This is a genomic window from Hymenobacter lapidarius, assembly GCF_001816145.1.
Lineage (GTDB): Bacteria > Bacteroidota > Bacteroidia > Cytophagales > Hymenobacteraceae > Hymenobacter > Hymenobacter lapidarius.
The window spans coordinates 1-18033 of the sequence record NZ_MDZB01000090.1 but is presented as its reverse complement, the minus strand read 5'-3'; the positions used below and the strand labels follow the sequence as shown (position 1 = coordinate 18033).

At 61.0% G+C, this 18033-nt stretch carries 16 protein-coding genes; 8 read left to right on the top strand and 8 right to left on the bottom strand.

Annotated elements, in window-relative coordinates:
* Nucleotides 1–45: 45 nt before the first annotated feature.
* Nucleotides 46–1341, top strand: a complete 1296-nt coding sequence (locus tag BEN47_RS06030) for a protoporphyrinogen/coproporphyrinogen oxidase (protein ID WP_070726170.1) — start codon at nt 46–48, stop codon at nt 1339–1341.
* 91 nt (nt 1342–1432) lie between these two features.
* Here BEN47_RS06030 and BEN47_RS06025 read toward each other — a convergent pair whose 3' ends face one another.
* The 5 genes from BEN47_RS06025 to BEN47_RS06005 all read right to left on the bottom strand — a co-directional run bounded on the left by BEN47_RS06025 (nt 1433) and on the right by BEN47_RS06005 (nt 8192).
* Nucleotides 1433–3064, bottom strand: a complete 1632-nt coding sequence (locus BEN47_RS06025) for an MFS transporter (RefSeq protein WP_070726167.1) — start codon at nt 3062–3064, stop codon at nt 1433–1435.
* A 96-nt stretch (nt 3065–3160) separates the two neighbouring features.
* The gene (locus tag BEN47_RS06020) at nt 3161–4909 is read right to left on the bottom strand and encodes an alpha-amylase family glycosyl hydrolase (protein ID WP_438830499.1); all 1749 of its coding nucleotides are present in this window, start codon (nt 4907–4909) and stop codon (nt 3161–3163) included.
* Nucleotides 4910–5084: 175 nt separating this feature from the next.
* Nucleotides 5085–5792, bottom strand: coding sequence for an SDR family oxidoreductase (locus BEN47_RS06015; protein ID WP_070726158.1), 708 nt, complete (start codon nt 5790–5792; stop codon nt 5085–5087).
* A gap of 61 nt (nt 5793–5853) precedes the next feature.
* Entirely contained in the window at nt 5854–6234 is a 381-nt protein-coding gene (locus BEN47_RS06010; protein WP_070726156.1) for a GxxExxY protein, read from the bottom strand.
* A 62-nt stretch (nt 6235–6296) separates the two neighbouring features.
* Nucleotides 6297–8192, bottom strand: a complete 1896-nt coding sequence (locus BEN47_RS06005) for a glycoside hydrolase family 13 protein (protein WP_083322164.1) — start codon at nt 8190–8192, stop codon at nt 6297–6299.
* Nucleotides 8193–8656: 464 nt separating this feature from the next.
* On the opposite strand from BEN47_RS06005, the gene BEN47_RS06000 reads away from it, so the two are divergent.
* The 5 genes from BEN47_RS06000 to BEN47_RS05980 all read left to right on the top strand — a co-directional run bounded on the left by BEN47_RS06000 (nt 8657) and on the right by BEN47_RS05980 (nt 15461).
* Nucleotides 8657–11743 carry a PAS domain S-box protein gene (locus BEN47_RS06000; protein ID WP_070726152.1) on the top strand — a complete coding sequence of 1029 codons (3087 nt, stop codon included), beginning with the start codon at nt 8657–8659 and terminating at the stop codon, nt 11741–11743.
* Between the two features lie 183 nt (nt 11744–11926).
* Nucleotides 11927–12379 carry a PA2169 family four-helix-bundle protein gene (locus BEN47_RS05995; RefSeq protein WP_070726149.1) on the top strand — a complete coding sequence of 151 codons (453 nt, stop codon included), beginning with the start codon at nt 11927–11929 and terminating at the stop codon, nt 12377–12379.
* A gap of 247 nt (nt 12380–12626) precedes the next feature.
* The gene (gene glgP, locus BEN47_RS05990) at nt 12627–14273 is read left to right on the top strand and encodes an alpha-glucan family phosphorylase (RefSeq protein ID WP_070726145.1); all 1647 of its coding nucleotides are present in this window, start codon (nt 12627–12629) and stop codon (nt 14271–14273) included.
* Nucleotides 14274–14396: 123 nt separating this feature from the next.
* Nucleotides 14397–15059, top strand: a complete 663-nt coding sequence (locus BEN47_RS05985; protein ID WP_070726141.1) for an SOS response-associated peptidase — start codon at nt 14397–14399, stop codon at nt 15057–15059.
* A 27-nt stretch (nt 15060–15086) separates the two neighbouring features.
* Nucleotides 15087–15461 carry a hypothetical protein gene (locus BEN47_RS05980; protein ID WP_070726138.1) on the top strand — a complete coding sequence of 125 codons (375 nt, stop codon included), beginning with the start codon at nt 15087–15089 and terminating at the stop codon, nt 15459–15461.
* A gap of 113 nt (nt 15462–15574) precedes the next feature.
* On the opposite strand, the gene BEN47_RS05975 is transcribed toward BEN47_RS05980, so the two are convergent.
* From BEN47_RS05975 to BEN47_RS05965, 3 genes are all read right to left on the bottom strand, one after another.
* A complete protein-coding gene (locus BEN47_RS05975) occupies nt 15575–15769 on the bottom strand; it encodes a hypothetical protein (protein ID WP_070726136.1) in 195 nt (64 codons plus the stop codon).
* A gap of 31 nt (nt 15770–15800) precedes the next feature.
* Nucleotides 15801–16250, bottom strand: coding sequence for a septal ring lytic transglycosylase RlpA family protein (locus BEN47_RS05970; protein WP_070726134.1), 450 nt, complete (start codon nt 16248–16250; stop codon nt 15801–15803).
* A 116-nt stretch (nt 16251–16366) separates the two neighbouring features.
* Nucleotides 16367–17224, bottom strand: coding sequence for a glycoside hydrolase family 25 protein (locus tag BEN47_RS05965; RefSeq protein ID WP_070726132.1), 858 nt, complete (start codon nt 17222–17224; stop codon nt 16367–16369).
* A gap of 100 nt (nt 17225–17324) precedes the next feature.
* Between BEN47_RS05965 and BEN47_RS05960 the strand changes: the two genes are divergently transcribed.
* Both BEN47_RS05960 and BEN47_RS05955 read left to right on the top strand, forming a co-directional pair.
* A complete protein-coding gene (locus BEN47_RS05960; protein ID WP_070726131.1) occupies nt 17325–17600 on the top strand; it encodes a VF530 family protein in 276 nt (91 codons plus the stop codon).
* A 5-nt stretch (nt 17601–17605) separates the two neighbouring features.
* On the top strand, nt 17606–17926 hold the full coding sequence (locus BEN47_RS05955; protein ID WP_070726129.1) for a hypothetical protein: 321 nt from the start codon (nt 17606–17608) through the stop codon (nt 17924–17926).
* Nucleotides 17927–18033: the final 107 nt, after the last annotated feature.

Genomic DNA, 18033 nt, shown 5'->3' with positions numbered 1-18033 from the left:
CAACATTCCCGCCCGGGCCGGGTTTCCGGTGCCAGTAATTTCTTCATGAGTTCTTCAAATCCCATTATCATCATTGGCGCGGGCATGGCGGGCCTGGCCTGCGCCACGTGGCTGCACCGCGCCGGCCGGCCGGTAATTGTGCTGGAGGCGGCCGACGCCGTGGGCGGCCGCGTGCGCACCGACGTCACCGCCGACGGCTTCCGGCTCGACCGGGGCTTCCAGGTGCTGCTCACCAACTACCCCGAGGCGCGGCGCATTTTCGATTACGGGGCTTTGCATCTGAAGTCGTTTCGCTCCGGTGCCGTCATCCGGCTGGCCGATGGCCGCGAAACTACCCTGCAAAACCCCTTGCAGCGCCCGATGGCCGCTTTTTCGGCTCTCACGTCGGCCATTGGTTCGCTGCCCGACAAGCTCCGCATTCTCAGCTTGGTGCGCCACGTGCTCAAGCACACGCCCGAGGAGCTGCTGGCCCGCCCCGCCACCGACACGCTCTCTTTTCTGCGGCGCTACGGCTGGAGCGAGCAGATGATTAACAACTTCTTCAAACCGTTTTTTGGGGGCGTTTTTCTCGACCGGGAGTTGACTACCGCCAGCAATTTCTTCGAGTTCGTGTTCCAGCAGTTCGTGACCGGCGAGGCGGCCATTCCGACGCTAGGCATGCAGCAGCTGCCCGAGCAGTTGGCCGCCCGGCTTCCCGCCGGCGCGGTGCGCCTCAACAGCCCCGTGGCCGGCATAGACGGCACGCGGGTGCGCCTCACTTCCGGGCAGGTGCTGGAGGGCGCGGCCGTGGTGCTGGCCACCGACGGCCTGGCTGCCCTGCGCCTGCTGGCCGGCCGCAGCGGCAACGCCGACGAGGGCCTCGCGGCCCAGGCCGGGAGCTTTCCCACGGCGGCCCGCATCACCACCTGCACGTATTTTGCCACCCCGGGCGGCCACTCGCCCGGCCGCAACGACAAGCTCCTGCGCCTGAATGCCATGCCCGGCGCCCTGGCGCACAACGTGAGCTTCCCGGCCGATGTGAGCGGGGCGTATGCGCCGGCCGGCCGGGCCCTCATATCGGTGAGCACCCACGGCGAACGCAGCCTCTCGGAAGCCGAACTCACGGCCGGGGTGCACGAGGAACTGGTGGCGTGGTTTGGCCCGGCGGCCCGGCAGTGGCAGCACTTGCGCAGCTACCGGATTCCGGCCGCCCTGCCCCTGTACCTGGCCGGGCAGCCCGCGCGGCAGCCCCTCAAGCTGACCGAGGGCCTGTACCGCTGCGGCGACTGGGCCGCTTATCCCTCGCTGAACGCGGCCCTTGCCACGGGGCGCGAAGTAGCCGAAGCGTTGCTAAGCAGCTAGGGACGCGGGGTAGCAGTGCCTGCCGCTGGACTCAACACGGACGTGAGTTGAAGTAGAAAAAGCGCGGAAATACGCAGGAAAGACTGCGTGCCTATACTTCGGGATTGGCCTGGCCCAGGGTGTTGTACCCCAGCGTTACGGCGGGTTCCTGCAGGGGCAGGCGGTTGTCATCGTCCGCGTCCTTGACCCGCAGCGTGAGCAGCCCGGCCAGCACCATGGAGGCGCCGCCCAACGCAATGGTATGCAGGGTATTGCCCTGGAAAAAGTGCATGGTGCAGTAGCCCAGAATGGTGGCCGCCACTATCTGCGGAATCACAATAAAGAAGTTGAATACGCCCATGTAGTAACCCATCCGGTTGGCGGGCAGCGAGCCGGCCAGAATGGCGTAGGGCATGGACAGGATGCTGGCCCAGGCAATGCCCACCATGGCCATCGACACGATGATGAAGTCGGGGTTGGTGATGAGCTGGAGGGACAGCAGGCCCAGGCCGCCAATGAGCAGGCAGAGCATGTGGGTTTTGCGCCGGCTGGTGCGCGCGGCAATCAGCGGAATGATGAAGGCAAACAGCGCGGCCACGCCGTTGCGCACCGACGACGTGAGGCTGAGCCAGTCGGCGCCGTCGTTGAACTGCTGCTTCACGCGCTGCAGCGTGGCCTGTTCGGCGGGCGTGGGGCTGCCGTTGGTGGCGTAGTAGTTGGCGAGGTTGACGGTGAGTATTTTGTTGGGGTTCTCGGACTGGAACTGCTTAATTTCCCGGGTGTCCTGTTGCAGCGATTTCAGCTCTTTCTGTTCCTTCTCGGTGGCCGGCTGCTGGGCGCGGCTGTCAATGAAGCCGCTTATTTTGGTGAAGAAGGCCGTGTCGACCTTCATGTTGTAGATGTTGCTGGTGACGGCGTTGGTGGAATAAATCCACATCGCAAACAGCGCAAACCACGTGAAAAACTGCACCAGCGCCAGCTGGCGCATGGCAGTGGGCATGGAAAAAATGCCCATAAACGATTCCTTGATGCCCTGCCCAATGCTCACCTCGGCATTTTCCCGCCGAAATTCTTCCATGTTTTCGGGTGGGGTTTCCGTGCTGGTAAACACGGTGTACATCACGGCCAGCAGGAAGGCGCCGGCGCCGAAATAGAACGACCATTTCACCGAAGGCGGGATTTCGCCGCTGGCGGCGGTGTTGCTCAGGTGAAACCAGTTGGTGAACACCCACGGCAGCAGCGCCGCAATCACCGAGCCCACGCCGATGAAGAAGCTCTGCATGGCAAAACCAGTCGTGCGCTGCTCGCTGGGCAGCTTGTCGCCCACAAACGCCCGGAAGGGCTCCATGCTGATGTTGATGCTGGCGTCGAGAATCCAGAGCATGCTGCCGGCCATCCACAGCACCGACGAATTGGGCATGATGATGAGGGCCAGGGTGGCGAGCACGGCCCCAATGAGGAAAAATGGCCGCCGCCGCCCCCAGTACGGGTGCCAGGTGCGGTCCGAAAAATAGCCGATTATCGGCTGCACCACCAGGCCCGTGAGTGGGGCGGCAATCCACAGAATGGGAATGTCGTCCTTGTTGGCCCCCAGGGTTTCGAAAATGCGGCTTATGTTGTTATTCTGCAGCTCAAAGCCGAATTGAATGCCCAGAAAGCCGAAGCTCATGTTCCAGATTTGCCAGAAACTGAGGCGGGGTTTCTGCTGGGTGCTGGCCGGGGAAACGGCGGTGGAAGCGGCCATTGGGAGAAAAAGGAAAAAGTGAAGGCCGCGCGGCCCCGGAATCAGGGGGCGGCACGGCCTTCAAACTTACTAATTCCGGGCCGGACTCCGGTAGCGCTACCGGGACTTAATTTCGAAAATATAGGCCGAATTCGGCGCCAGGTTCAGGTTGAGCGCATTGCGCGGCTCGCCACCGTTCAGCAAGTCGGTATAGGTGTAGACCTTGGACGCGCTCAGGCCCATGGCCCGCATGGCCGCGGCCGGAATGGTGATGACGGGCCGGTAGGTTTTGTCGGCGCTGAAGTTGACCACCACCAGCACCTGCTGGGCCGCGGTGTGGCGCAGAAAGGCATAGAGGTGACGCTGGTTGTACTCCTTGCCCAGGTTGTTGGCGTCCTGCAGCTCGTAGAAGCGGCCCTTGCGAATGGCCTCGCTGCTGCCGGCCACGTTCAGCAGGCGGGCGTAGAAGTCGCGCAGGTCCTTTTGCTCCGGGCTGAGCCTGGCCCCGTCGAACTTGCCCTGGTTCAGCCACTTCTGGTGCTCGGGCACGCCCCAGTAGTCGAAAATGGTGGTGCGGCCGTCTTCGCCGCTGAAGCCTTCGGCCCCGTTAGCGGGCTCGCCCACTTCCTGGCCCGAATACAGCATCACGGGGCCGCTGGCCAGGGTGGCCGTCACGGTCATGGCCGGAATGGCGCGGCGCGGGTCGGTGGCAAAGTCCTTGGAGGCAATGCGCTGCTCGTCGTGGTTTTCCAGGAAGCGCAGCATTTTTGAGGAAAAGCCGTTGCTCTCCTCCTTCCAGACCTTGGTGATGTCCTCGGTGGTACCCTGCTGCTGCATCAGCTTCCGCAGGTTGTCGTAGAGGCCCACTTTGTCGTAGAGAAAGTCAAATTTCCCCGTGGTGAGGTAGGCGCTGTACTCCTTGGGGTTGTAGGCTTCGGCAATGAAAATGATGTCGGGGTTCACCTTTTTTACCTCCGGAATCACATAGGCCCAGAACTCAAGCGGCACCATTTCGGCCATGTCGCAGCGGAAGCCGTCCACGTTTTTGCCGGCCCAGTACACCAGGATGTCGCGCATCTTCTTCCAGGTGTCGGGCACGGGCGCGAAGGCGGTTTTGCGGCCGTTCTGGTAGTCTACGCCGTAGTTCAGCTTCACGGTTTCAAACCAGTCGTCGATGCTGGGCGCGGCCGAAAACACGTCGTTGCCAGTGGCTTTGGCGGGCACTTCAAAGAACTTGCCGTCCTCGCGCGGGCCCTTCAGCGGGCCCAGCGGGTTGTAGCCGGCGGGCACCGCAAAGCTCTTGCCGGGCAGGTAGTAGAAGTTATTGTTCGGCGCGAAAGCCTTGGTTTTATCGTCCAGGGTGCCCAGGTCCACCACGCCCAGCGGCTTGGCGTCGGACCGGTAGGAGCGGGCCACGTGGTTCGGAATGAAGTCCATGAGCACCTTCAGGTCCTTGTCGTGGGTGCGCTTGATGAGGGCCTCGTACTCCGGCATGCGGTTTTTGACCACCACGGCCAGGTCCGGGGCCACGTCGTAGTAGTCCCGGATGGCGTAGGGCGAGCCCGCGCGGCCCTTCACCACGTCGGCATCGTCGGCCGGAATGCCCTGGCTGGAGTAGTCCGTCATGGTGGCGTGCTCAATCACGCCGGTGTACCAGACGTGGCTCACGCCCATCTTCTTGATTTCGTCGAGGGCCTTGTCGGTAATGTCGTTGAACTTGCCGCAGCCGTTTTCGGAAATCGAGCCGTAGGGCTTGTTGAGGGCCACTTTGTTGCCAAATAGGCGGGGCATCAACTGGTAAATAACCAGCTTGTTATCCTTTGGAACTTCGGTGGTGGTGTTGGGGTCGGTAGCAGTCTGAGCCACGGCAGTAGTTGCAGGCAAAAGGTAAGACGCCAGAACGAGGGCTCCGGCAGCAATGAGGAGATGTTTACGCATAAGGGCCGTAAGATAACGGGTTTATCCCTGGGTAAAGCACTGTTAACCCGGAATTGTGACTGGGCAAGGCCCTGCTCGAGGGCAGCTTCACTTTGCGACAGTGCTACCATTCCTGCGTGAGGGGGTGCAGCATGAGCTCATCTATCACCACGTGGGGCGGGGCTTCGAGCACGTAGCGCACGGCCTGGGCTACATCGGAAGGGCGCAGGTGGGTCTTTTCGGCCTCCGGGCTGCCGGGGGTGGTGTCGTTGAAATACGTGTCGACCAGGCCCGGGTAAATGGTGCTCACCTTCACCCCGTGCGGGCGCACTTCTTTGCGCAGGCTGGCCAGCACGGCGTCCTGGGCAAATTTGCTGGCGCCGTAAGCCGTGCCGTGGGCAAACGTGCGCTTGGCCACGTCGGAAGCAATGCCCACGATGTGGCCTTTTTTCTGGGCCTTGAAATGGGGCACCACCGCCTTACACATGAGAAAGGTACCCTTCACGTTGGTGTCAAATATTCGGTCCCACTCCGAGGCGGTGAAGTGCTCCAACTCGTTGAACGAGCCCACGCCGGCGTTGCACACTAGAATATCGAGCCGTCCGTAGTGCAGCAGCGTGCTCTCCACCACCTGCTGCGCGTCAGATTCCAGGGCCACATCCGCTATCAGGCTAAGCCCCTTGGTCTTGTTGGTGAGCTCTGTTAATTCTTCTTCGCTGCGGGCCACGGCTACTACCCTGGCACCTTGCAAGGCGAGGAGCAGCGCCACGGCCCGGCCAATGCCGCGGCTGGCGCCGGTTACGATGGCTACGTGGCCGGTGAGGTCGGTCATTGAGTAGTGGTTATGGGGTTCCCGCAGAGGAACGCAGAGGGTACGCAGAGGTTCGCTGAGGCTAATCCAAGCCGTTAACTTTCCGGACAATTCCCTCTTTAACGTGCGCCACGTTGAAGTTTATCAACAAGCCCAATTTGAGGCCAGACAGCTTCAGGTAAGTCAGCAACTGCTTGTGATGCACATCGAGCAGGCTGTCTACGGATTTGATTTCAACGATTACCCGCTCTTCAACCAACAAATCCAGCCGAAAGCCAACATCCATTCGTTCCGATTTATAATGCATGGGCAGAGGCACCTGACTGCGGAGTTCCAGGCCGAGCTGCCTTATTTCATAAGCCAAAGCCGTTTCATAAACCGACTCCAACAGCCCCGGTCCCAGGGCAGTGTGCACCTCAAATGCCGCCTTCCGAATCAAAAAAGAAATATCGTTCTCGTGCATAATCATCTGCGAACCTCCGCGTATCCTCTGCGTTCCTCTGCGGGAACCCCAATATAAGAATCCTACTTCCGCAGCTCCACCACCCAAGCCGTCCGCCCCGGAATCTTCAGCGCCCGAAGGTCTGAAATTGCCGCCCCCGAGGTCACCTCCACGCCCGATGTGAAGCCGTTCAGCCGCTCCGCAAACCGCGTTAGGTCCACGGTCTTCTCGTCTTTGCCGGAGTTCATCATCACCATCACCGTTCCGGCGTCGGAGTACCGGAAGTAGGTGTACACCCCCGCATCCGGGATAAACTGCATGAGCTTGCCGCTGTGCAGCGCGGGATGGGTGCGGCGGTAGGTGGCCAGGGTGCTCACGTAGCGAAAAGCCTCCTGCTCCTGGGCGTTGCGGCCGGCGGCCACAAAGAGGTTTTTCTTATCGCCGGGCCAGCCGCCGGGGAAGTCCTCGCGCACCTTGCCGTCGGGGTCGCTGAAGTTCTTCATCAGTACTTCGGTGCCGTAGTAGAGCTGCGGAATGCCACGGCACGTCAGCAGCCAGGCCAGGCCCATCTTATATTTCTGAAAATCCTCGCTAATCACCGAATAGTAGCGGCTCAGGTCGTGGTTGTCGAGGAACAGCACGTTGCGCATGGGGTCCTGGTACATCCAGTCGGCCTGCAGGGTGTAGTAAAGCTTGTTGATGCCCTCAGTCCAGCCCGCGTCCTTGGTCAGGGTCTCGTTGATGGCGTAGTACAACTGGAAATCCGTGACACCGGGCAGGTTTGACTTAAAGCCCTGCACCTCCGGGAAAATGTTCTGCGCGAAGTAGGCCTGCTGGCTCGTGCCCTGCACCCACGTCTCACCAAACATACCCAGCTGGGGGTACTCTGCCTGAATGGCCGCGCCCCATTGCATCAGAAAGTTGCGCTCCGAATAAGCATAAGTATCAATGCGGTAGCCGTCCAGCCCGGTGTTCTCCACCCACCACAGGAAGTTCTGAATGAGGTACGTGGCCACCAGCGGGTTGCTCTGGTTCAGGTCGGGCATGTGCAGGTCAAACCACCCCTCGCCAAATAGCTTCCGGTCCTGCGTGGCGGCGTAGGGGTCGTTGAAGGCCGCATCGCGGAAGTTGCTGCGCGTGTAGCTGGGCCACTGGTGGAACCAGTCCCGGGCCGGCTGGTCCCGAAACAGGTAGTTCTGCGAGCCCATGTGGTTGAGCACCACGTCATGAATCACCTTCAGGCCCTTGGCGTGGGCCTTTTTTACGAAGCCCACGTACTCGGCATTGGCGCCGTAGCGCGGGTCCACGGCGTAGTAGTCGGTGAGGGCGTAGCCGTGGTAGCTGGCTTTGGGCTGATTGTTTTCCACCACCGGCGTGGGCCAGATGGCCGTCACGCCCAACTCTTTTAAATAATCAAAGTGGTTTTCGATGCCTTTGAGGTCACCGCCGTGGCGGGCGTACATCGAGTCGCGGGCCACGCGGCCTACGTTGGTGCTCTTGATGACGTCATTCTTTGGGTCGCCGTTGGCAAACCGGTCGGGCATGAGCAGGTACACAAAGTCGGCCGAAGTCACGCCCTGCACCCGGCCAGGGTCAGTGTTGCGGGCGCGCAGCTCGTACTCATATTTCACCTTCTTGGCGCCCTGAAACTGCAGGGGCAGTTTGCCCGGCTTGGCGTCTGGGCCGATGGTCAGATTCACCAGCAGGTAGTTCGGGCTTTCCATCTTCTGCACGCCGTCGAGGGTCACCCCGGCGTAGTTCAGCGTAAGGGTGCTGCTCCCGATGCCGGGCCCGTGCACCAGCAGCTGCAGCTTGGGGTTTTTCATGCCCACCCACCAAAAAGTAGGGTCGATGCGGGTGACGGTGGCAGGTTTGGCCGTGGGCGCGGCAGGCGCATCGGGGCGTTTGTGGGCCTGAGCGGGGGCCGCGGCCCCCAGCAGCCACAGGGCAGCAGCGGGCACCAAATGAAGAAGACGCATGCAGAAAAAGAGTAGGGTGGATTCGAAGGACAAAGTAACGGATTCGTTCGCCGTACGAGGGCAACCATCCGCCCGGCGGGCACCAGAGAGTCCGCCGCCAAGCCCACCTACGCGACCCCTGCGAGTACCCAAGCCGCCCAGCCGCTGCCCTTATGGTGATGATGCCCGGCAGCAACCCGCGACTTACAAGGATAAGGAGCCCTAAGAGGCCGTTTGAGGTGACATGAACCTGCCTTGCTGCGGGTGCGCGAGTACCCACCGTAAAGTTTTCTGGCGCATAAAACCGGTACCTTAGGTGGCGCCTAGGAAGGTGGTGAAAACACGCTTGGGCCTTTTTGCACTTAGTCAATATTAAGGTAGTTTTTAACAAGTGAAATGGAATCCGGCATCCATTCGTGGGCAGGTTCCTGTCTTAAATTATAAATAAGTCAACGCCTGCCAGTAGGTCCGGTGCTTCCACCACGATGAAGGAAAGCGAAAAGAAACACCGTCGGCTGATAGAGGCCAGCCAGGATTTATTGATTACTGTTGACCTGCAAGGCGTCATCCTGGACGCCAACGAGGCCGCGGTAACGCTCACGGGCACGGACCGCGACACCCTGATGGGGGCTGATTTTTTCTCCCTTTTTACGGCGCCGGAAATGGTGCGCGAGGCCTACCGGGAGGTGACGGCCAAGGGGGCGGTCAGCAATGTGCCGCTTACGCTCCGCCACGCCAGCGGTACCCTAACCGAGGTGCTGCTCGACGGCTCCGTGAACAAAGACGACCGCGGCGCGGCGCAGAGCGCGGTGCTCGTGGCCCGGGAAGTGGCCGAAAAAAACTGGGCGACCGAGCTCAGCATTGCCAACGAAGAATTAGCGTTCCAGAATGACGAGAAAGAGAAACGGGCCCAGGAGCTGAGCATTGCCAACGAAGAATTAGCGTTCCAAAACGACGAGAAGGAGAAAAGAGCGCAGGAGCTCAGCATTGCCAACGAAGAGCTGGCGTTCCAAAACGACGAGAAAGAGAAACGGGCGGCTGAGTTAGGCATTGCCAACGAAGAACTCGCTTTTCAAAACAACGAAAAGGAAAAAAGAGCGGCTGAGTTAGGCATTGCCAACGAAGAGCTGGCCTTTCAGAACGACGAGAAGGAGAAAAGAGCACAGGAATTGAGCGTGGCCAACGTGGAGCTGGCGTTTCAGAACAACGAGAAAGAAAAGCGGGCGCAGGAGTTGAGCGTGGCCAATACCGAGCTGGCGTTTCAGAACGACGAGAAGGAGAAGCGTGCGGCCGAGCTTAGCATTGCCAACAAGGAGCTGGCCTTCCAAAACGACGAAAAGGAAAAGCGGGCGCAAGAACTAATCATTGCTAATGCGGAGCTGGCCTTCCAAAACGACGAAAAGGAAAAGCGGGCGCAGGAGCTGAGCATTGCCAACATCGAGCTGGCGTTTCAGAACGACGAGAAGGAAAAGCGGGCCGCCGAGCTGGTCATTGCCAACAAGGAGCTGGCGTTTCAGAACGACGAAAAGGTGAAGCGGGCGGCCGAGCTGCGCGTGGCCAACTACGCCCGCGGGCTGATTGAGGCCAGCCGCGACCCGCTGGTGACCATCAGCCCGGAGGGAAAAATTACGGACATGAACCAGGCCACGGTGAACATCACCGGCATGGACCGCGACCAGCTCATTGGCTCCGATTTCTTCGTGTACTTCACCGACCCGCAGATGGCGCGCGAAGTCTACCAGGAGGTGTTTGCCAAGGGCACCGTGGCCGATTCGCCCCTCACCCTGCGCCACAAAGACGGCAAGCTGACGGATGTGCTGTTCAACGGGTCGGTGTATAAGAACGACGAGGGCAAGGTGCTGGGCGTGGTGATTGTGGCCCGCGACGTGACCGACCAGAAGCGCATTGCCACCGAGCTGATTGAGGCCAAATTTGCCGCCGAGCGCGCCACCGTGCTGGCCGTGGAAGCCCAGGCCAAAGCAGAAAGCGCCACCGGCATCGCCGAAAACGCGGTGAAAGCCAAGCAACAGTTTCTCAGCAACATGAGCCACGAAATCCGGACGCCCATGAACGCCATCATCGGCTTTACGAAGGTGGTGCTGAAGACGGAACTGACCGACAAGCAGAAGGAGTACCTGACGGCCATCAAGCTCAGCGGCGACACCCTGATTGTGCTCATCAACGACATTCTGGACCTGGCCAAGGTGGACGCGGGCAAGATGACCTTCGAGCAAATACCTTTCAACCTCTCGGCCTCGGTGTCGGCCATGGTGTACCTGTTCGAAACCAAGATTCAGGAAAAAAACCTGGAGCTGGTGATGGAGTACGACGCCAAAATCCCGGAAGTGCTGGTGGGCGACCCGGTGCGCCTGCACCAGGTCATTCTCAACCTGGTGAGCAACGCTGTGAAGTTTACCAGCGAAGGCACCATCACGGTGGGCGTGCGCATGCTGGTGCAGGACAAGGAGAAAGTCATCCTGGAATTTGCCGTGACCGACACCGGCATCGGCATCGAGGAAGCCAAGCTGGGCACTGTGTTCGACGATTTTCAGCAGGCCACCAGCGGCACCAACCGCCTGTACGGCGGCACGGGGCTGGGCCTGGCCATCGTGAAAAACCTGGTGGAGCCCCAGGGCGGCACCATCAGCGTGAAAAGCCGGGTGGGCGTGGGCTCCACGTTCAGCTTCATCCTGAGCTTCGGCAAAACCACCGAGAAGGCCGACGCCGAATCGGGCCTCCTCATCGAGCTGGAAACGGGCTTTAAAGACGTCAAAATTCTGGTGGTAGAAGATATTGCCCTCAACCAGCTGTTGATGAAGACGCTGCTCGAAGACTTCGGCTTTGCGATGGACGTGGCCGGCAACGGAAAAATAGCCCTCGAAAAGCTGCGCGCCACCCGCTACGACATCGTGCTCATGGACCTGCAGATGCCGGTCATGAACGGGTTTGAGGCCACCGAATACATCCGCAACGAGCTGCGCCTCACCGTGCCCATTATTGCCCTGACGGCCGACGTGACGACGGTGGACGTGGAGAAATGCAAGGCCGTGGGCATGAACGACTACATCTCGAAGCCCATCGACGACAAGCTGCTCTACAGCAAAATAATTAAGTACCTCAAGCAGTCCGACTTCGACCAGACCGCTGCGCCGCGCCCGGCCGCGCTGCCAACCCCGCCCCCAACCTGCGTCAACTTCGACTACCTGAAACGAATAACCAAAAGCGACGCCCGCATGGCCGAGATGATAGGCCTCTACCTGCAGGAAATTCCGCAGCTGGTGCAAACCATGAAAAAGGCCATTGCCGAAAAAGACTGGATTGCCCTCAAGCGCGCCACGCATTCTATCATTCCCACCTTCGCCACCATGGGCATGGATCCGGAATTGGAGGACGCCACCAAATCCATTCAGGAGATGGTGGTGAACCTGACTTCCGTTGGCGACGGTGCCAGCCAGGAAACCATGGCGGCCCTTTTGTCTTTGTTTTTGAAGATAGAAACGGCCTGCGCTCAGGCGGCGCAAGAGCTCGAGGAAAAGCTGCGGTCCCTGTCACAGGCGCCTCCCCTGGCGTAGGTGAACAGCAACACGGGCTCACGAGAGCAGTTAGGTGTCTGGTGCAATAGCACTTATCCAACAAAACGGTGTTCAACGTCAACTTGGGTTCCCCGGCTTCCGTTACCGTTTGGCGGAGCGTGCCGGGCTACGGTGGCTTGGTGCCGCGTGCGCATTATTTCACTAAACCCACATCCGTTATCCATGGCTGATACGTCCAAACTGGCCGACACGCTCAACGAGCTGGCCCTATTCGTGAACGACCGAATCGAGGGCTATAAAACCGCCGCTCACGAAACCAAAGACCCGCAAAACCAGGCTTACTACCAGCAGCTGGTGCAGCAGAGCGAGCAGTTTGCGAACGAAATCAACGGCTTTGCCCGCGCCGCCGGTGGCGACGCCGAGAGCAGCACCACCCTCAAGGGCAAGTTTTACCGGGGCTTTATGGACGCTAAAGCCGTGGTGACCGGCCGCGACGAGAAAAGCATCCTCGACTCCAACATTTACGGCGAAGAGTGGGCCATCAAAGCCTATGGGGAAGCCCTGGCGGATGCCAGCCTGACCGGCGCCGCCCGCCAAGCCGTGGAGCGCCAGCACCAGGCCTCGCAGCAAACGCTGCGCAAGCTGCAGCAACTCAAAGGCATCGAGGAGGTGTAGCCAGATGCACAGGCCCGACTGGCAAACAGTTAAATAAAAAATAGCTATTGATTGTCAGATGGTTGGCTTCACCGCAAACCTTTGCGGTGAAGCCTCCAGGTGCTGGTAACGCGGAAGGATATTGCTTTTTCAGTGGAATGTTGCGGACCTTGCAGCCCCAACCGGCTGGGGCCTGACGCTTCGGCTTGGGTGTTCTTACTCAGCAATTTCCCTTCAGCGCAGGCCGTTGCCTGTTCAACAACTTTTCATGGCCTTTACCTTTAAACCTTACGCGCCCGCCGCCAAATACAAAACCGCGGCCGCGTACTTCTCCATGGAGTTTGGCATCGACCAAGCCCTGAAAACGTACTCCGGCGGCCTGGGCTTCCTGGCCGGCTCGCACATGCGCTCCGCCTACGAGCTCAAGCAGAACCTGGTCGGCATCAGCATCCTGTGGAGCTTCGGCTACTATGACCAGGGCCGCAATGCCAACCAGACCATGCGGGCTGAGTTCCGTCACAAGCACTACTCGTTTTTGGAAGACACCGGCCTGGTGTTTCCCATTACTATTCACGGCGCCGACGTGTTCGTGAAAGCCTTGTACCTGGCGCCGGAGGTGTTCGACACCGTGCCCATGTTCTTCCTGACCACGGACATCGCAGAAAACGACCACCTCTCGCGCACCATCTCGCACCACCTCTACGACCCGGACGCCGCCGCCCGCGTAGCCCAAAGCATCCTGCTGGGCGTGGGCGGTGGGCGCCTGCTCGACCTGCTGGGCCGCAAAACCGACGTGTACCACCTCAACGAAGGCCACGGCCTGCCGCTGGCGTTTTACCTCTACGAAAAGCACGGCCGCGACCTGGCCGAGGTGCAAAAGCGGTTGGTGTTCACCACGCACACTCCTGAGCTGGCCGGCAACGAGGAGCGCCCCATGCAACTGCTCACCGACATGAGCTTCTTCGGCGAAGTGCCCGAGGAGGAAGTGCGCCGCGTGGCCCGCATCGAAAACGACGCGCTCAACTACACGCTCACCGCCCTGCGCTTTGCCCGCAAGGCCAACGCCGTGAGCAAGGTGCACGGCCTCGTGAGCCTCGACATGTGGGGCCACTACGAAGGCATTTGCCCCATCATTCCCATCACCAACAGCCAGAACGGCGCCTACTGGCGCGACCCGCAGCTGGCCGCCGCCCACAAGGCCAAGGACGATGCGGCCTTGCTGGCCCGCAAGCGCGAGCTGAAGCAGGACCTGTTCAAAATAGTAGCCGACCAGACTGGCAACCTCTTCGACCCCGAAGTGCTGACCGTGGTGTGGGCCCGTCGCTTTGCTGGCTACAAGCGCGCCGACCTCATCCTGCGTCACTTCGACCGCTTTGTGGCGCTGGCCACCAACGCTGAGCGGCCCATCCAAATTATTTGGGCCGGCAAGCCCTATCCCAAGGACTTTGGCGCGGTGGACCTGTTCAATGAAATCATCAAGCGCACGGCCCACCTGGAAAACTGCGCCGTGCTCACCGGCTACGAGCTGGGCCTCTCGGCTGCCCTGAAAAAGGGCTCCGATATCTGGTTGAACACGCCTCGCTTCCCGCGCGAAGCCAGCGGCACCAGCGGCATGACCGCCGCCATGAACGCCAGCGTCAACCTGAGCATCGCCGACGGTTGGATTCCCGAGTTCTGCCGCGACGGCGAGAACGGCTTCCTCATCCCGCATTCCGACGAGCATTTGCCCGAGCAGGTGAAGGATGACCAGGAGGCCACCGTGCTGCTCGACGTGCTCGAAAACACCGTGGTGCCGATGTACTACGACCAGCCCAAGCAGTTTCTGAAAGTGGTGAAAACCGCCATGAAGGACGTAGAGCCCGAGTTTGAGTCGGGCCGCATGGCCAAGGAATACTACGAGCTGCTGTATCGGTAAACGCTTGTCATGCTGAGCGCAGCGAAGCATCTTTTTGCGTCTGAAATCGTTGAGGAGTAGCAATTATCTCTCATCGCCAGCGAACGCGAAAAGATGTTTCGCTGCGCTCAGCATGACAGTTTTATGTGTGGTCGTTACACCTTCATCGCGCCCGCGCTCGCCGTGGAGCAGCGTTTCGACGCCCGCTTCGCGGAGCCGGCGCCCACCAACTACAACGCCGCGCCCTCCCAGCGCCTGCCCGTCATCACCAACGCTGCGCCCGGCCAGATTCAGCTGCTGAGCTGGGGCCTTGTGCCCAGCTGGAGCAAAGACGCTGCCGTCGGCCCCAAGCCCATCAACGCCCGCGCCGAGACGCTGGCCGAGAAGCCCTCGTTTCGGCAGCTGCTGGGGCGGCGGCGCTGCTTGGTGCTGGCCGATAGTTTCTACGAATGGCAGGCCACGCCCGCGGGCAAGGTGCCGCACCGCATTCTGCTGCGTAACGAACAGCCCTTTGCCTTCGCCGGCCTCTGGGACGAGTGGCTGGACCGCGGCACCGGCGAACGGCACCCCACCTTCACCATCATCACTACCGAACCCAACGCGCTGATGACCAGTATTCACAACCGCATGCCCGTCATTCTGCCCACCCGCAGCGCCGAGCAAGCTTGGCTCGACGATGGCCTGGGCCCGGCCGCGCACCAGCAGCTGCTCGTGGCCTACGATGCGGCTGCCATGCGGGAGTACGTCGTCAGCAAGCGCGTGAATTCGCCGGCTAACAACGACGCCGACGTACTGGCCGCTGCGTAATCGCGCCGTTCACCTTACTTTGCCCACATGAATTGGCGTAATCCCTGGCTGCTCCTGCTGCTCATACTCGTGCTCTCCTCGGCCGTTCAGCTCGACCTGCCCTGGTGGAGCATGGCTGTGGTGGCGTTTGCCATCGGGTTCAGCCTGGCACCGTCGGCCTGGGCGGCCTTTGGGGCGGGGTTTGGCGGCGCTGGCCTGAGTTGGCTGATTCCCGCCGCCTGGCTTTCGCACCAAAACGACAACCTGCTGGCGGGGCGCGTGGCCCAGCTGCTGCCACTGGGCGGCTCGGCCGTGGCCTTGCTGCTGGTGACGGGCGTGCTGGCGGGTTTGGTGGGCGGAGTGGCTGCGCTGGCGGGCACCTGGCTGCGCCAAGCAGTGCGCCCGGTGGCACTGCCGAACTAGCGTTTTGTAAGTAGGCAAGCACCAGTAAACCGGTAGTCGCTTGGGCCCGGTCGGACCGTCCCAGGCAATCTGACCAGCGCAGTGCTTTACAAGCTGCGATGAGCGAACGAAAGCTATTTGTACGTGTACCAGTCCAGCACTTCCAGGCCCTTGGCGTTGTCCTCGGCTTCGACCACTTCGTCGAGGACGTACTGAATTTCCGCTTCCGACCAGCCTTCGTCTTCGGCGGCGGCCACCCACAGGTCGAGGGCGGCGTAGCGGTTGGTGCCGGGCGGGAGCGACCAGCGTACTTTCTTGCGGATGTTCATAAGGGGGAAGTTGATAAAGCCAGCAACGGACCTAGCGGGAGCTGCCGGCCGGTTTGAGCACCGTGACCACCACCGGCACCACCCCAGCCTCGATGATGTCGAGCTGCACGGCAGCGCGGCGCGACACGTCCACGATGTAGCCTTTGGTGTGTGGGCCGCGGTCAGTTACGGTCACGTCCACGAAGCGCCCGTTGCGGGTGTTGGTAACGCGAATGAGGGTGCCGAAGGGCAGCGTGAGGTGGGCGGCCGTCATTTCGCCGGGCCGGTAGATGGAGCCGCTGGCAGTGGCCCGGCCGGCAAATTTATTGGCGTAGTACGAGCCCAGCCCCTTTTGGGTGTAGGCACCGCGTAGGGCCGTGGGGCTTTTGGTAACGCTACGGGTGCCACCGCACGAAGCCAGAACGCCCAGCACCAGCAGGGGCAGCAGGCGGAAGTCCCACCGGTACATCTGCAAAAAACGGGTATTCACGAAGTGCTGCATCTTACCAAAAATAGTAGAAAACTCCCAGCCTAGTCGGGTTCGAACTCCCAGCCGCCGCTGCTTGCCGGGAGGAATCAGAATGCAGTTTCGCCACAACGTGCTCAGCGGCAGTTGGGTTAGCGCCGAGCGGCCTTGGCGGGTGGCGCCACGGCGGCAGGCACGCGCAGGGCCTGCAAGGCCTTGAAATTGCCCTGGAAAACGTTGAAATCGACCACGCCGCGAATGCCTGGTACGTAAGCTTCGTCGGAGTGCTGCCAGATTATCCACTTGGTGGGGGCCATGGCGGGGCGCGCCACTTCGTAGTGGGCCAGCCAGAGCGGGTAGTCGTCGAAGTGCCCGGCCAGGTGGCGCTGGTAGAAGCTGTGGTTGGAATACAGAATGGGACGCACGCCGTAATGCGCCTCGACGAGGCGCAGCCAGCGGGCCACTTCCCGGCGCATCACGGCCACGTCGTGGAAATTGGAGGCTTCCACGTCGAGCACGGGCGGCAAATCGCCGGGTTTGAGGGGCACGGTGCGGGCAAACAAGTCGGCTTGCGCCTTGCCGCTTCGCTTGGGATGGAAGTAGTGGTAGGCCCCGCAGAGCACGCCGGCCTTGCGGGCCTCGCGCCAGTTGCGGGCAAAGCGGGCATCGCGCAGCGTAGCGCCTTCGCTGGCTTTGATGAAGGCAAAGCGCACGTTGTGGCGGGCCACTTCGGGCCAGTCGATGCGGCCCTGATACGCCGACACGTCGATGCCGTGCACGGTGTAGCCGGTCAGCAAGGGCGTTTTTTCGCGGCCCGTGAGGCCTCCCTGCGTGAAGGTAGCCCAGGTACGGCGGGCGTAGCGGTTTATTTGCACGCGGTGGCGCAGGTAGTACGCTGCGCCCAGCACCAGCCCCAGCAGTAGCCCGGCCAGCAGCACGCGCTGCCACTGGCGGCGGGGCGTGCGGGGGGCGGGTTTGGCTTTGCGGGAGGCGCGGGGAGGAGGCGGCATAAGACGGCGTGGCCCAAAAATAACGCCGGACCGGGGCGCATCGTGCGTGCGAGCCCGGGTTTTTGCGAACTTTGCCTTTCTTTTAGCTGCTTCTGTTCCTATGTCTTTCCTCCGTGCTGCCGACGCCCGCGACGAATCCGGCCACCTCATCCGCGAGCTGCACGGCGTGACGCTCGCCCAAATCCTAGAGTACCTGGTGGCCGCTTACGGCTGGCCCGAGCTCGATGCCCGGCTGCGCATGAACTGCTTTGCCGAAAACCCCAGCATCAAGTCGAGCCTGAGCTTTTTGCGGCGCACGCCCTGGGCCCGCACCAAAGTGGAGGAACTCTACATCAAGGCGCGCACGGCGGAGGTGCAGGGCCGCCCCCGGCACTAACTCAAATGGCAGATATCAGCGAAAAATCTTCGAAATCGGCCTTGGTGGCCGGGCTGCTGTTTTTTGTGGCCTTCGAAACCGTGGCTTTTTTCAGCCTACAATTCCTCACCTCGGGGCTGGGCGAGGCCAACCAGTACCAGGAGGAGAACACCATTGTCAGCAACTGGGTGAAAACTATGGTGTTTGTGGTGGCGCACTTGCTGCTGGTTATCGCGGCCATGCTGGTGCTCAGCAACCGGATGCCGCGCCGCTACCGGGGCCAGCTCATGGGGTGGTTTTACCTGTCGCTGGTCATGACGTTCGTGCTGATTATCCCGCTCTTCTAGAATCCGTACTAGGACGCGTGAACAATTAAAGTAGCTTTGAAGATGCAAAAAGACCGCACATTACTCACTGACGCGCACTGGCAACGCCTTTCACCGCTCTTACCGGG

Coding starts and splice junctions, on each gene's coding strand:
- BEN47_RS05995 (WP_070726149.1), top strand. CDS start 11,927: ATGGCTGATACGTCCAAACTGGCCGACACGCTCAACGAGCTGGCCCTA.
- BEN47_RS06025 (WP_070726167.1), bottom strand. CDS start 3,064: ATGGCCGCTTCCACCGCCGTTTCCCCGGCCAGCACCCAGCAGAAACCC.
- BEN47_RS06000 (WP_070726152.1), top strand. CDS start 8,657: ATGAAGGAAAGCGAAAAGAAACACCGTCGGCTGATAGAGGCCAGCCAG.
- BEN47_RS05955 (WP_070726129.1), top strand. CDS start 17,606: ATGGCAGATATCAGCGAAAAATCTTCGAAATCGGCCTTGGTGGCCGGG.
- BEN47_RS06005 (WP_083322164.1), bottom strand. CDS start 8,192: ATGCGTCTTCTTCATTTGGTGCCCGCTGCTGCCCTGTGGCTGCTGGGG.
- BEN47_RS05970 (WP_070726134.1), bottom strand. CDS start 16,250: ATGCAGCACTTCGTGAATACCCGTTTTTTGCAGATGTACCGGTGGGAC.
- BEN47_RS06010 (WP_070726156.1), bottom strand. CDS start 6,234: ATGCACGAGAACGATATTTCTTTTTTGATTCGGAAGGCGGCATTTGAG.
- BEN47_RS06030 (WP_070726170.1), top strand. CDS start 46: ATGAGTTCTTCAAATCCCATTATCATCATTGGCGCGGGCATGGCGGGC.
- BEN47_RS05980 (WP_070726138.1), top strand. CDS start 15,087: ATGAATTGGCGTAATCCCTGGCTGCTCCTGCTGCTCATACTCGTGCTC.
- BEN47_RS05965 (WP_070726132.1), bottom strand. CDS start 17,224: ATGCCGCCTCCTCCCCGCGCCTCCCGCAAAGCCAAACCCGCCCCCCGC.
- BEN47_RS05985 (WP_070726141.1), top strand. CDS start 14,397: ATGTGTGGTCGTTACACCTTCATCGCGCCCGCGCTCGCCGTGGAGCAG.
- glgP (WP_070726145.1), top strand. CDS start 12,627: ATGGCCTTTACCTTTAAACCTTACGCGCCCGCCGCCAAATACAAAACC.
- BEN47_RS06015 (WP_070726158.1), bottom strand. CDS start 5,792: ATGACCGACCTCACCGGCCACGTAGCCATCGTAACCGGCGCCAGCCGC.
- BEN47_RS05960 (WP_070726131.1), top strand. CDS start 17,325: ATGTCTTTCCTCCGTGCTGCCGACGCCCGCGACGAATCCGGCCACCTC.
- BEN47_RS05975 (WP_070726136.1), bottom strand. CDS start 15,769: ATGAACATCCGCAAGAAAGTACGCTGGTCGCTCCCGCCCGGCACCAAC.